Origin of the sequence: Streptomyces sp. NPDC016469 (assembly GCF_040632905.1) — a bacterium.
Taxonomy (GTDB): domain Bacteria; phylum Actinomycetota; class Actinomycetes; order Streptomycetales; family Streptomycetaceae; genus Streptomyces.
Map to the genome: position 1 here is coordinate 111,492 of NZ_JBEYCQ010000011.1, position 13,145 is coordinate 124,636.

General features: G+C 71.5%; 10 protein-coding genes. 4 read left to right on the forward strand and 6 right to left on the reverse strand.

From position 1 onward, the window contains the following. The first annotated feature begins 46 nt into the window (after positions 1-46). A complete protein-coding gene (locus tag ABZ565_RS14930) occupies positions 47-2,251 on the forward strand; it encodes an AAA family ATPase (RefSeq protein ID WP_361025566.1) in 2,205 nt (734 codons plus the stop codon). On the opposite strand, the gene rpsD is transcribed toward ABZ565_RS14930, so the two are convergent. Beyond that, positions 2,239-2,853: a 30S ribosomal protein S4 gene (gene rpsD, locus ABZ565_RS14935; RefSeq protein WP_018524225.1), complete on the reverse strand. Its 615-nt coding sequence runs from the start codon at positions 2,851-2,853 to the stop codon at positions 2,239-2,241. The genes ABZ565_RS14930 and rpsD overlap by 13 nt on opposite strands. Positions 2,854-3,041: 188 nt before the next feature. On the opposite strand from rpsD, the gene ABZ565_RS14940 reads away from it, so the two are divergent. Then, positions 3,042-3,743 carry a DUF2470 domain-containing protein gene (locus ABZ565_RS14940; RefSeq protein ID WP_361025571.1) on the forward strand — a complete coding sequence of 234 codons (702 nt, stop codon included), beginning with the start codon at positions 3,042-3,044 and terminating at the stop codon, positions 3,741-3,743. Positions 3,744-3,761: 18 nt separating this feature from the next. On the opposite strand, the gene ABZ565_RS14945 is transcribed toward ABZ565_RS14940, so the two are convergent. The 4 genes from ABZ565_RS14945 to ABZ565_RS14960 all read right to left on the reverse strand — a co-directional run bounded on the left by ABZ565_RS14945 (position 3,762) and on the right by ABZ565_RS14960 (position 8,102). Beyond that, positions 3,762-5,141, reverse strand: a complete 1,380-nt coding sequence (locus tag ABZ565_RS14945) for a replication-associated recombination protein A (RefSeq protein ID WP_361025574.1) — start codon at positions 5,139-5,141, stop codon at positions 3,762-3,764. Between the two features lie 76 nt (positions 5,142-5,217). Beyond that, entirely contained in the window at positions 5,218-5,853 is a 636-nt protein-coding gene (locus ABZ565_RS14950; protein WP_361025577.1) for a vitamin K epoxide reductase family protein, read from the reverse strand. Between the two features lie 277 nt (positions 5,854-6,130). Beyond that, entirely contained in the window at positions 6,131-7,393 is a 1,263-nt protein-coding gene (hisS, locus tag ABZ565_RS14955; protein WP_361025580.1) for a histidine--tRNA ligase, read from the reverse strand. A 13-nt stretch (positions 7,394-7,406) separates the two neighbouring features. Continuing rightward, positions 7,407-8,102: an MBL fold metallo-hydrolase gene (locus ABZ565_RS14960; protein ID WP_361025583.1), complete on the reverse strand. Its 696-nt coding sequence runs from the start codon at positions 8,100-8,102 to the stop codon at positions 7,407-7,409. A 149-nt stretch (positions 8,103-8,251) separates the two neighbouring features. Here ABZ565_RS14960 and ABZ565_RS14965 point away from each other — a divergent pair, with 149 nt between their 5' ends. Beyond that, positions 8,252-9,052, forward strand: coding sequence for a peptidylprolyl isomerase (locus tag ABZ565_RS14965; RefSeq protein ID WP_361025586.1), 801 nt, complete (start codon positions 8,252-8,254; stop codon positions 9,050-9,052). A gap of 173 nt (positions 9,053-9,225) precedes the next feature. Then, complete coding sequence (locus tag ABZ565_RS14970; RefSeq protein WP_361025589.1) at positions 9,226-10,455, forward strand: DUF349 domain-containing protein; 1,230 nt, start codon at positions 9,226-9,228, stop codon at positions 10,453-10,455. A 69-nt stretch (positions 10,456-10,524) separates the two neighbouring features. On the opposite strand, the gene ABZ565_RS14975 is transcribed toward ABZ565_RS14970, so the two are convergent. Further along, the gene (locus ABZ565_RS14975; RefSeq protein ID WP_361025592.1) at positions 10,525-13,083 is read right to left on the reverse strand and encodes a bifunctional (p)ppGpp synthetase/guanosine-3',5'-bis(diphosphate) 3'-pyrophosphohydrolase; all 2,559 of its coding nucleotides are present in this window, start codon (positions 13,081-13,083) and stop codon (positions 10,525-10,527) included. Positions 13,084-13,145 lie beyond the last annotated feature (62 nt).

Consider the following 13,145-nt stretch of genomic DNA (forward strand, 5'->3'; position numbering starts at 1 on the left):
GACGAGATTGTACGGAGCGCTTTCAAGCCAGTACTCTGCGTGTCTCATGCGACGCCCTCAGCGCCCTTCTCCGCCCGCCGACGACTCCGGTACCCCGGCCGCCGCCGACGACACCGCCGCGCACCCGCACCCGGGCAATCTGCCCGCCGAGCTGAACGACTTCGTGGGACGCGAGAGCGAGCTGGCCGCTCTCGCCCGCTCCCTCGACGAGTCCCGGCTCGTCACCGTGACCGGGGTGGGCGGCGTCGGCAAGACCCGCCTGGTCACCAGAGCGGCAGCGCTGATGGAGAAACGGTACTGCGACGGGGTATGGCTGGTGGAGCTGTCCGCCGTCCACGACGCCGACCTGCTGGAGCACGCCGTGGCCGAGGCGCTCGGGCTCACCGACCACACCACCCGGCCGCCCCGCGCCGCCATCGTCGAGCACTGCGCCGGCCGCGACCTCCTCCTGGTGGTTGACGGCTTCGAACACCTGGTGGACGACTGCGCCGCGCTGGTACGGGAGCTGCTGCGGCGCGCCCCGCGGCTGCGGGTCCTCGCGGCGGGCCGGCTTCCGCTGGAGCTGGCGGGCGAGGCCGTCCACCCGCTCGCGACCATGACCGACGAGGACGCGCTCCGACTGTTCGCCGAGCGGGCCGCCGGGGTGCGCCCGGACTTCCGGCTGACCGAGCACGACCGCGACCACGCCCGGGAGCTCTGCCGCCGGCTCGACGGCATCCCGCTGGCCCTGGAGCTGGCGGCGGGACGGCTGCGGGCCCTGTCGACCGAGCAGGTGCTGCAACGGCTGGACGACCGCTTCCGGCTGCTGACCGGGGGCACCCGGGGCGCGCTGGAGCGGCACCAGACGCTGCGGACGGCCATCGGCTGGAGCCATGAGCTGTGCGCCCCGCCGCAGCGGCTGCTGTGGGCCCGGCTCTCGGTCTTCGCCGGGCAGTTCGACCTGGAGGCCGTCGAGTACATCTGCAGCGGGCCCGACCTCCCCGCCGACTCGGTGCTCGATGTGCTGACCGGGCTGCTGGCCCAGTCCGTGGTGCTGCGTGAGGACTCCCCCGCCGGCACCCGCTACCGGATGCTGGACACCGTGCGCGAGTACGGCGCCGAGTGGCTGGCCGCCACCGGGGACACGGACCGGCTGCGCCGGCGGCACCGTGACTGGTTCCTGGGCCTTGCGACCTGGTGCGAGCTGGACTGGTTCAGCCCCCGGCAGGCGGAGGTCGCGGCCCGGGCCGAGAGCGAGCTGCCGAATCTGCGCCGGGCCATGGAGTGCTCGCTGGAGAGCCCGCAGGACGCGCATCTGGCGCAGTACCTGGCGGGCACGCTGTGGTTCCTGTGGGTCGGCTGCGGGCGCCTCTCGGAGGGCCGGCACTGGCTGGAGCACGTGCTGGAGGAGGAGACCCCGTACGACTCCTCGCGCCTGAAGGCCCTGTGGGTGCTGGGGTACGTCGCGGTCCTCCAGGGGGACCCGGTGGGGGCGATCTCCGCGCTGACGGAATGCCGGGAGGAGGCCGAGGCCGCGGGTGACGCCACCGCCGCCGCGTACGCCGTGCACCGCACCGGCTGCCTGGCCCTGGTCACCGACGACATGGAGCGCGCCCGGGGTCTCCTGGCCGACGCGCTCGGCCGCTACCGGGAGCTGGGGGAGCTGAACAGCAACGTCCTGATGGCCCAGGTCGAACTGGCCATGGCCACCGGCTTCCTGGGGGACGCGGAGCGGGCCGTCGCGATCTGCGAGGAGGTCCGGGACATCTGCGAGGACCACGGCGAGCGGTGGGCCCTGAGCTACGCGCTGTACGTCCTCGCCTACGCCGCCCTGGAGCGGGGCGACCCGGAGGGGGCCCGGCGGCTGCTCCTCGAATCACTGGCGATCAGCCACGGCTTCCACGACCTGCTCGGCACGGTCCTCGCCCTCGAACTGCTGGCCCTGGTCACGGTCACCGAGGGGGACGCGGCCGAGGCGGCACTGCTCCAGGGGGCCGCCGACCGGATCTGGCCCTCGGTGGGGCTGCCGCTGTTCGGCTCGGCGTACTACGGGGCGCCGAGGGCCCGCTGCGAGGAACTGGCCCTGCGGGAGCTGGGCGGGACGCGGTACGCGGCGGCGCTCGGCGCGGGCGGGGAGCTGGCACCGGACGCGGCGGTGGCCAGGGCGCTGCTGGCAGGAGAGAAAGCGAAAGCCCGCCGCCTCCCCGGGGAACGGGAAGGGGCGGGCCTGAGCGCCGGTGAAGAGCGGCTACGCCTGGATCAGCGGGCGTAGTACTCGACGACGAGCTGCTCGTCGCAGATCACGGGGATTTCCTTGCGGTTCGGGTCCCGGTCAAGGCGGAAGGCCAGGGCCTTCAGGTTCACCTGCAGGTAACGCGGGGTCTCGCCGTCGGTGTCGTAACCACCCTCGCGGGCCACCTGGAAGGGGACCTTGGAGCGGCTGCGCTCGCGGACCTGGACGACGTCGTCCGGGCGGACGCGGAACGACGGCTTGTCGACCTTGCCACCGTTGACCTCGATGTGACCGTGGACGACCATCTGGCGGGCCTGGTAGATGGTCCGGGCGATGCCCGAACGCAGGACCAGCGCGTCGAGACGGCGCTCGAGCTCGACGACCAGCGCCTCGCCCGTCTTGCCCTCGGCCTTCTTGGCGCGGTCGTAGGCACGCGCCATCTGGCGCTCGCTGATGTCGTACTGCGCGCGCAGACGCTGCTTCTCGAGCAGACGGACCTTGTAGTCCGAGTTCTGCTTGCGGCCGCGGCCGTGCTCGCCCGGCGGGTAGGGGCGGGCCTCGAAGTACTTGACCGCCTTCGGCGTCAGCGCGATGCCGAGCGCGCGGCTCTTCTTGACCTTGGGACGCGACTGATTAGGCACGTTCTCCAGACCTCCGTTGTAGGTTAGGTTAGGCTCACCTTACTCAAGGAGATCGCATGTCTCGCCCTGGGAACACCACACACGTCACGGACAGCACAGACAGCATCGACGCGCCTGAAGGCGTCGAGATGACGGAGGACCGATCAGATCGTGGTCAGCCGCGTCCCAGCGGGCTTGAAAACACACGGATGCCGTCAGCAGCCGAGCGCACACGAACTCTCGTACAGAGTACCTGCTCCGCGGTACTGCTCGTTCCCGGGCTCGAAGCGGCGGGATCGGACCAGCTGATGCCGCTGTCCCGGGGCGTGGGCCCGGACGGCGACCTGTTCCTGGAATTCCCCGCGGACTCCCCGGCCGTACGGGCCGCGGCGCACGCCCGGGACGACGGGCTGCCGGCCGTGCTGGAGATCACGGACGTCGCTCCGGTCTCGGTACCCCACCGTATCCGGGGCCGGGCCCGCGTCAGCGGCCGGCTGACCGCCGTCCCCGGGATGGCGGGCCCCGGGCGGACGATGCTGTGCCTGGAGACGGACGAGGCGCACATCGACGACCTGTGGGGCGTGGAGGGCGTGGACGCCGACAGCTTCCGCGACGCCGCCCCCGACCCGCTCGCCGCGCACGAGGCGGACCTGCTCCAGCATCTGTACGCGGCACACGGCGAGGAGCTGACGGTGCTGTGCGAGCTGCTCGGGGAGCGGGCGGTGTGCACCTGCGCCGGGCACCGGCCGGACGTGGTGCCCCTGGCCCTGGACCGGCTCGGGCTGCGGGTGCGCTTCCGCGAGCGGGGCGGCAACTGCTTCGACGCGCGCTTCGAGTTCCCCCGGCCGGTGCGGGACGTGGTGGAGCTCAGCCACGCCATGCACACGCTCTTCGCGGCCGCCGCCCGTTGAGGGGCACGCGCCCGGGACTCAGGCCGTGCCGCCCGTCCCGGCCTCGCCGTCCGTCCGGCCCAGCCGCTCCCTGACCCGGTCCACCACGTCCGCGTACCGCGCCTCGGCGCCGTAGCGGGTGGGGCGGTAGTACTGCTTGTCGCTCACCGCGTCCGGCGCGTACTGCTGGGCGGCGATACCGCCGGGGACGTCGTGCGGGTAGACGTAGCCCTGGGCGTGGCCCAGCTTGGCGGCGCCCTTGTAGTGGCCGTCGCGCAGATGGGCCGGGACCGGGCCGGCCAGCCCCTTGCGGATGTCCTCGCGGGCGGCGGAGATCGCCAGCGTCGCCGCGTTGGACTTGGGGGCGAGGGCCAGGGCGATGGTGGCGTGGCTGAGGGTGAGCGCCGCCTCGGGGAAGCCGATCAGGGCCACCGCCTGGGCGGCCGCGACCGCGGTGGGCAGCGCCGTCGGGTCGGCGAGGCCGATGTCCTCGCTGGCCGAGATCATCAGCCGCCGGGCGATGAACCTCGGGTCCTCCCCCGCCTCGATCATGCGGGCCAGGTAGTGGAGGGCCGCGTCCACGTCGGAGCCCCGGATGGACTTGATCAGGGCGCTGGCCACGTCGTAGTGCTGGTCGCCGTCCCGGTCGTACTTCACGGCCGCCCGGTCGACGGTCTCCTCCAGGGTGAGGAGGGTGATCTCCTCCTCCTGCTTGGACAGCGCGGCCCCGGCCGCGGCCTCCAGGGCGGTCAGCGCGCGGCGGGCGTCGCCCCCGGCGATGCGCAGCAGGTGCTCCTCGGCGTCCTCCGGGAGGGTCACCGCGCCGCCGAGGCCGCGTTCGTCGGTGAGGGCGCGGTGCAGCAGGCCGCGCAGGTCGTCGTCGGTCAGGGGCTCCAGCGTCAGCAGCAGCGAGCGCGAGAGGAGCGGGGAGATGACGGAGAAGTACGGGTTCTCCGTGGTCGCGGCGATCAGGGTGACCCAGCGGTTCTCGACGGCGGGGAGCAGGGAGTCCTGCTGGGCCTTGGAGAAGCGGTGGATCTCGTCCAGGAAGAGGACGGTCTCCTTGCCGTAGCCCCCGGTGGCGCGGCGGGCGCCCTCGATCACGGCACGCACTTCCTTGACGCCCGCGGTGATCGCGGAGAGCTCCACGAACCGCTTGTTCGTCGCCTTGCTGACCACGTACGCGAGGGTGGTCTTGCCGATGCCGGGCGGGCCCCAGAGGATGACCGACGAGGGCCCGGCCGGTCCGCCGCCGCTCTCGCCGACCAGGCGGCGCAGGGGCGAACCCGGCTTGAGCAGATGCTGCTGGCCGACGACCTCGTCGAGCGTACGCGGACGCATCCGGACGGCCAGCGGGCTGCTGGACGGATCCTTCTCCTGGCGGTCTTCGGCGGCGGCGGTGAAAAGGTCGGGCTCCACGTCTCGAAGCCTATGTCACCGCACTGACAACGCGGCCGGGCCGGTGGCCCGGCGGTGCGAGGGCGGGTGCGTGGGATCAGCTGGTCCAGAAGTCCCACCAGCGGGTCAGGATCAGCATGCCGATGATGCCGATCCAGAGCACCGGGGGCACCCAGTGGAACTCGGTCAGGCCGTTGCGCAGCCAGGAGGGCGCGGGGATGATCCCGTGCCGGATGTTGTGCGTGGTGACGTAGCAGAACATGAAGATGGTGGCGACCCAGGCCAGGCAGCACCACAGGCACAGCGAGTTGATGTTGTACAGCGACTGGTACTGGAGCCAGGTGCAGAAGCCGACGCCGAACAGCGTGCCCGCGTTCATGCCGAGCCAGTACCAGGAGCGGAAGCGGGCTCCGGCGAGCAGGGCCAGGCCGATACCGATGATCACCGGGTAGGTGACCATGCCGAGCCAGGGGTTGGGGAAGCCGAAGGCGGACGCCTGCTCGCTCTTCATGATGTTGCCGCAGGCGACCACGGGGTTGAGGCTGCAGCCGGGGACGAAGGAGGGGTCCTCCATCATCTTGAGCTTGTCGAGCGTGATGACCCATGCGGCGAGCGTTCCGGCGGCGCCCGTGATCACGAGCAGGATGGCCAGCGCGCGGCTGCCGCCGATGGTCCGCTTCCCGCCCCTCTCGTCCTGGTCGGAGGAGGGATGGTCAACCGCTGCAGTCGTCATATCGCCGTTTCCGTCACTGAGTAGCCTGCTGGGGCAGGGTCATTGTGCCGTACGACTCGGCCGCTCTTCCGTTCGATGCACATAAAAACGTACGCACCGTGGCGGGCCCGTCCGGAGGCGGATCCCGGGCCCCGCAGCCGCGACGAGGGCCGTCGCACTCAGCCGGTCCCTCCCCCGGGCGTCACATCCCGCACGGATGGAATCACCGTGCGGGATGAATCCACGCCCACCGGGTTGACGTGCCGGGGGTGGGCGCGGCCGCCCGCCCCCGCACGTCTCACGCCAGGCGCGCGCGGACCGTCTCGACCACGTCGGAGACGGGGACCGGCGTCTGCTCGCCGGACTCCATGTCCTTGAGCTGGACGTGGCCCTCGGCCAGATCGCGCTCGCCGGCCACGATCGTGAACCGGGCGCCCGAACGGTTGGCGCTCTTCATGGCGCCCTTCAGCCCCCGGCCGCCGAACGCGAAGTCCGCGGCCACGCCCTCCCGGCGCAGCCGGGTGACGACGCCGAACAGGACCCGGCGCGCCTCCTCGCCGAGCGGGACCGCGAAGACGCTGGTGGCGGAGGGCAGGTCCAGCTCGATGCCCTCGGCCTCCAGGGCGAGGACCGTGCGGTCCACGCCGAGCGCCCAGCCGACCGACGGGAGCGCCGGGCCGCCGATCATCTCGGAGAGCCCGTCGTAGCGCCCGCCGCCGCCCACAGCGGACTGCGAGCCGAGACCGTCGTGCACGAACTCGAAGGTGGTGCGCGTGTAGTAGTCGAGGCCACGGACCAGCTTCTCGTCGTCCTCGTAGATCACCCCGGCCTCGTTGAGCAGGTCGCGGACCTGCTCGTGGTACGCCTTGCACGCGTCGCAGAGGAAGTCGCGCAGCACCGGGGCGCCGGTCAGCTGCTTCTGGACCTCGGGGCGCTTGTCGTCGAGGACCCGCAGCGGGTTGATCTCGATGCGCCGGCGGGTCTCCTCGTCCAGGTCCAGCTCGCGCAGGAAGCCCTGGAGCGCGTCCCGGTAGACGGGACGGCACTCCTTGTCGCCCAGCGAGTTCAGCAGGATCCGGAACTCGCGCAGGCCCAGCGCGCGGTACGCCTGGTCGGCGAGGATGATCAGCTCGGCGTCCAGGGCCGGGTCCTCGGCGCCGATGGCCTCGGCCCCGACCTGCGAGAAGTGGCGGTAGCGGCCCTTCTGCGGACGCTCGTAGCGGTAGTACGAGCCGGAGTACCAGAGCTTGACCGGCAGGTTGCCCAGCTTGTGGAGGTTGGCCTCCAGGGCCGCGCGGAGCACCGATGCGGTGCCCTCGGGGCGCAGGGCGAGCTGGGAGCCGCCCTTGGTGGTGAGGGTGTACATCTCCTTGGTCACGATGTCGGTGGACTCGCCGACGCCGCGGGAGAAGAGGGCCACGTCCTCGAAACCGGGAGTCTCGATGTAGCCGTAGCCGGAGTTCTTCAGCGGGGCGGCGATCGCCTCGCGCACCGCCAGGTACGTCGCGGAGTCCGGCGGGGTCAGGTCGTACGTGCCCTTGGGGGCCTTGAAGGTGCTCACGATGTCGCTCTCGTCACATTCCTCGTCGGGGCGCGTCCACACCGGTCATCCCGGTCAGAAACGGGTTGGTGGCGCGCTCGCGGCCGATGGTCGTCTGGGGGCCGTGGCCGGACAGCACCACGGTCGAGTCGTCGAGCGGCAGGCACACACGGGCCAGCGACTCGAGGAGCTCGGCGTGGTCGCCGCCGGGCAGGTCGGTGCGTCCGACGGAGCCGGCGAAGAGCAGGTCGCCCGAGAAGAGGACCGGGGGGACCTCCGGGCTCTCGGGCATCCTGAACGTCACCGACCCCTTGGTATGGCCGGGCGCGTGCGAAACGCCGAACTCCATGCCCGCGAGGCTCAGGCGGGCGCCGTCCGTCAGCTCCTGGACGTCGTCCGGCTCCCCCACCGTCAGCTCGCCCATGAGCGGCATCCCGATGGAGCGGCCGAGCGCCTTCTCCGGGTCGCTCATCATGTAGCGGTCCTCGGGGTGGATCCAGGCGGGGACGTCGTGCGCCCCGCAGACCGGGACGACCGAAGCGACATGGTCGATGTGGCCGTGCGTGAGAACGACGGCGACGGGCTTGAGCCGATGCTTCTTCAGCGCTTCCTCGACTCCGGCGGCGGCCTGGTGGCCCGGGTCGATGATCACGCACTCCTCACCCGCGGCGGGGGCGACCAGGTAACAGTTGGTCCCCCAGGCCCCGGCGGGGAACCCGGCAATCAGCACGATCGTCCTCAATCGGTAGTCCTGCGCGGAAGAGCGACCGCGAAGTCACAGCAGTTCAGAGCCTACCGGCGCTCCTCATTCCACAGCTAACCCATATACCGTACGGGGCGACCCAGGCCCGAACACACGACGTACAAGGAGAACACCCGGTGGTCACCAGCGATCAGCGGCGGCGGCAGCTCGCCCGGGAGAAGTACGAGCGGCAGCAGCGGCGCCGGGAGGACGCCCGGCGCCGGACGAGGGTGCTGACGCTCGCCATCACCTCGGCCGTCGCCGTGGTGGCGATCATCGGCGGCGCGACGTACCTCGCCACCAGCGGGGACGACGACAAGGACAAGACGGACGCGGCGGCGAGCCAGAGCCCGTCGGCCGAGGCGTCGCCCTCGCCCTCCCCCACGGAGGAGGCGAAGCCCGAGCCGGCGATGAAGATCGACAAGAACGCGAAGTACACGATGTCGCTCAAGACGAGCCAGGGCGGCATCGCGTTCACCATGGACGCATCGAAGACCCCGCACACGACGAACTCCTTCAAGTCGCTGGCCGACAAGAAGTTCTTCGACGGCACCAAGTGCCACCGGCTGACCACGGAGAACATCTACGTCCTGCAGTGCGGCGACCCCAAGGGCGACGGCACGGGCGGTCCGGGCTACACCATCCCCGACGAGAACCTGACCGCGCTGGGCAAGGCGGGCGCGGACGGCTCGGTGACGTACCCGGCGGGCACGGTGGCGATGGCCAACACCGGCCAGGCGCACACCGGCGGCAGCCAGTTCTTCCTGGTCTACAAGGACAGCAAGCTGCCGCCCACGTACACGCCGTTCGGCACGATGGACGCGGAGTCGCTGAAGACCGTGGCGGCCGTCGGCAAGGCCGGGGTGGACGGCGGTGGCCCCGACGGTGCGCCGAAGAAGGCCGTGAACATCTCGAAGCTGACCGTCGACAAGGTGTGATCCCGGGGGCGGGCCCGCCGGGCAGCGAATAAATCCGGCCGTGCTGAGTGCGGACAGCCGGGCGGCCCGTCGCCTAGATTGGCGTGGTGCAGGGCGGGCGGTGCCCGCCCCAGGAAACTGTGGACGATGCCAGGGGGGTGACCCCCTCACGGGCATCAGGTGGAGGAGGCGCTGTGAGCAGCGACCCGTGGGGCCGTGTCGATGAGACGGGCACCGTGTACGTGCGTACAGCCGACGGCGAGCAGGTCGTCGGATCGTGGCAGGCCGGTTCACCGGCGGAGGCGCTGGCCTACTTCGAGCGCAAGTACGAGGGCATTGCGGTCGAGATCGGCCTCCTCGAACGGCGGGTGAAGACCACCGATCTGTCCGCGAAGGACGCGACGACCGCCATCGAGCACCTGCGCACCCAGGTCGACGAGCACCACGCCGTCGGCGACCTGGACGCGCTGCGCAAGCGGCTGGACGCGCTCGTCGCGACGGTCGAGTCGCGGCGCGAGGAGCGCAAGGCCCAGAAGGCGAAGCAGGCCGACGAGGCGAAGCACGCCAAGGAGGCCCTGGTCGCCGAGGCCGAGGAGCTGGCGCAGAGCGAGCAGTGGCGCTCCGCGGGCGAGCGGCTGCGCGCCCTCGTGGACACGTGGAAGGGCCTGCCCAGGCTCGACCGCAAGTCCGACGACGAGCTGTGGCACCGCTTCTCGCACGCCCGCTCGGCGTTCTCCAAGCGCCGCAAGGCCCACTTCGCCTCGCTGGACGCCCAGCGCGAGGAGGCCCGCAAGGTCAAGGAGAAGCTGGTCGTGGAGGCCGAGGCGCTCTCCGGGTCCACGGACTGGGGGACCACGGCCGCCCGCTACCGCGACCTGATGACCCAGTGGAAGGCGGCGGGCCGCGCCCAGCGCGAGGCCGAGGACGAACTGTGGAACCGTTTCCGCGGTGCCCAGGACGTCTTCTTCGCCGCCCGTGGCGAGGTCTTCGCGGAGCGCGACGCGGAGCAGGGCGAGAACCTCAAGGTGAAGGAGGAGCTCGCCGACGAGGCCGAGAAGCTGGTGCCGGTGAGGGACCTGAAGGCGGCCAGGGCCGCGTTCCGGGCCCTCAACGAGCGCTGGGAGGCCATCGGCCACGTACCGCGTGACGCCCGTCCGAAGGTCGAGGGGCGGATGCAGGCGGTGGAGCGGGCGCTCCAGGAGGCCGAGGAGGCCGAGTGGCGCCGGACGAACCCGGAGGCGCGGGCCCGCGCCGCGGGTCTGACCGGACAGCTCCAGGCGGCCGTGGACAAGCTGCGCGGCCAGATCGACGCCGCCCGCGCCTCGGGCAACAACGCCCGCGCGGACAAGCTGGCCCGTGAGCTGGAGGGCCGGCAGGCCCTGCTCGACCAGGCGCTCAAGGGCCTGGAGGAGTTCGGCGGCTGATCCGGCTCCCGTGCTTCATGAGAGGGGCCCCTCCGCACTCGTGCGGAGGGGCCCCTCTCATGTACGCGGCTACGGCCGGCGGGCCGAGGTCACCCGGTAGACGTCGTAGACGCCCTCCACACCCCGTACCGCCTTCAGGACGTGGCCGAGGTGCTTCGGGTCGCCCATCTCGAAGGTGAAGCGCGAGGTGGCGACCCGGTCGCGGGAGGTCTGCACGGCGGCGGACAGGATGTTGACGTGCTGGTCCGAGAGGACCCGGGTGACGTCCGACAGGAGCCGGGAGCGGTCCAGGGCCTCGACCTGGATGGCGACCAGGAAGACCGAGGACTGGGTGGGCGCCCACTCGACGTCCAGGATCCGTTCCGGCTGCTGGGAGAGCGAGTCGACGTTCACGCAGTCGGCGCGGTGTACGGAGACGCCGCTGCCCCGGGTGACGAAGCCGATGATGGGGTCGCCGGGCACGGGCGTACAACAGCGGGCCAGTTTGACCCACACGTCCTCGACGCCCTTGACGACGACCCCGGGGTCGGCGTTGGAGCGGCGCTTGGCGCGGCTGCGGGAGGGCGGGGTGCTCTCCTCCAGGTCCTCGTTGGCCGCGTCCTCGCCGCCGAGGGCCTGGACCAGCTTCTGCACGACGCCCGCGGCGGCGACATGGCCCTCGCCGATCGCGGCGTACAGGGACGAGATGTCGGGGTAGCGCATCTCGTGCGCCAGCGTGACCAGCGAGTCGCCGGTCAGGATGCGCTGGATCGGCAGGTTCTGCTTGCGCATGGCCCGCGCGATGGCGTCCTTGCCCTGCTCGATCGCCTCGTCGCGGCGCTCCTTGGAGAACCAGGCGCGGATCTTGTTGCGGGCCCGGGGCGACTTGACGAAGCCGAGCCAGTCGCGGGAGGGCCCGGCACCGGCCGCCTTTGAGGTGAAGACCTCCACGAGGTCGCCGTTGTCGAGCGTGGACTCCAGCGGCACGAGCCGTCCGTTGACCCGTGCTCCTATCGTGCGGTGGCCGACCTCCGTGTGGACGGCGTAGGCGAAGTCGACCGGGGTCGCCCCGGCCGGCAGCGCTATGACGTCGCCCTTGGGCGTGAAGACGAAGACCTCGTTGCGCGAGAGGTCGAAGCGCAGCGACTCCAGGAACTCGCTGGGGTCCTCGGTCTCCTTCTGCCAGTCCAGGAGCTGGCGGAGCCACGCCATGTCGTTGACGGTGTCCTGGCCGCGCCCGCTGTTCTTGGGGACGTCGGTGCGCACCTTGGAGGCGCCCGCGACGGCCTCCTGCTTGTACTTCCAGTGCGCGGCGATGCCGTACTCGGCGCGGCGGTGCATGTCGAAGGTACGGATCTGGAGCTCGACGGGCTTGCCGCTGGGGCCGATCACCGTGGTGTGCAGTGACTGGTACATGTTGAACTTGGGCATCGCGATGTAGTCCTTGAACCGGCCGGGGACCGGATTCCATCGCGCGTGCACGGTGCCGAGCGCCGCGTAGCAGTCGCGGACGGTGTCCACGAGGACCCGGATGCCCACCAGGTCGTAGATCTCGGCGAAGTCGCGGCCCCGCACGATCATCTTCTGGTAGACGCTGTAGTAGTGCTTGGGCCGTCCGGTGACGGTGGCCTTGATGCGGGCGGCGCGCAGGTCGGCCTGGACCTCGTCGGTGACGATGGCGAGGTATTCGTCGCGCTTGGGCGCGCGCTCGGCCACCAGCCGCACGATCTCGTCGTACATCTTGGGGTAGAGGATCGCGAAGGCGAGGTCCTCCAGCTCCCATTTGATGGTGTTCATGCCCAGGCGGTGGGCGAGCGGGGCGTAGATCTCCAGCGTCTCGCGGGCCTTCTTCTCCTGCTTCTCCCGCTTGAGATACCGCATGGTGCGCATGTTGTGCAGCCGGTCGGCGAGCTTGATGACCAGGACGCGCGGGTCCTTGGCCATGGCGACGACCATCTTGCGCACGGTCTCGGCCTGCGCGGCCTCGCCGAACTTGACCTTGTCCAGCTTGGTGACACCGTCGACCAGCAGGGCGACCTGGTCGCCGAAGTCGCGGCGCAGGGTGTCCAGGCCGTATTCGGTGTCCTCGACCGTGTCGTGCAGGAGCCCGGCCATCAGGGTGGCCGGATCCATGCCCAGCTCCGCGAGGATCGTGGTGACGGCGAGCGGGTGCGTGATGTACGGGTCGCCGCTCTTGCGCTTCTGGCCGCGGTGCCAGCGTTCGGCGACCTGGTAGGCCCGCTCGATCTGGCGCAGCGTGGCGGTCTCGGTCTTGGCGTCGTTGCCGCGGACGATCCGCAGCAGCGGTTCGAGGACCGGGTTGTACGGGCTGGAGCGCTGGACGCCGAGGCGGGCGAGGCGGGCCCGGACCCGGTTGGAGGAGCCGCCGGAGCGGGAGGCCGGGCCGGTGGGCGAGGTGGACCCGCCGGCGGGCTTCGCGGGGGGCTTGGGCGCGGTCGGGGCGGGCGCGGCCGGCTGGGCGGGCGAAGCGGGCGCGGGGCCGTTGGCCTCGGCGGGCGCCGGGCCCGTGCCGGGCTGGGGCGCCGGAGGCTTCGGCTTCTCCGCGGGCTGCTGCTTCGCGGGCGTGGCGGAGGCCGCCGCGGGCTTGTCGGGCTGCGGGGCGGCGACTGGCTGGGCCTCGTCTGGCAAGAGCGCTCCTCGTGCGGATCCGGACACACCCGGAAGGGCCATCGTAACGACCCGGCGGCCGG

Coding starts and splice junctions, on each gene's coding strand:
- ABZ565_RS14940 (WP_361025571.1), top strand. CDS start 3,042: ATGCCGTCAGCAGCCGAGCGCACACGAACTCTCGTACAGAGTACCTGC.
- ABZ565_RS14950 (WP_361025577.1), bottom strand. CDS start 5,853: ATGACGACTGCAGCGGTTGACCATCCCTCCTCCGACCAGGACGAGAGG.
- ABZ565_RS14930 (WP_361025566.1), top strand. CDS start 47: ATGCGACGCCCTCAGCGCCCTTCTCCGCCCGCCGACGACTCCGGTACC.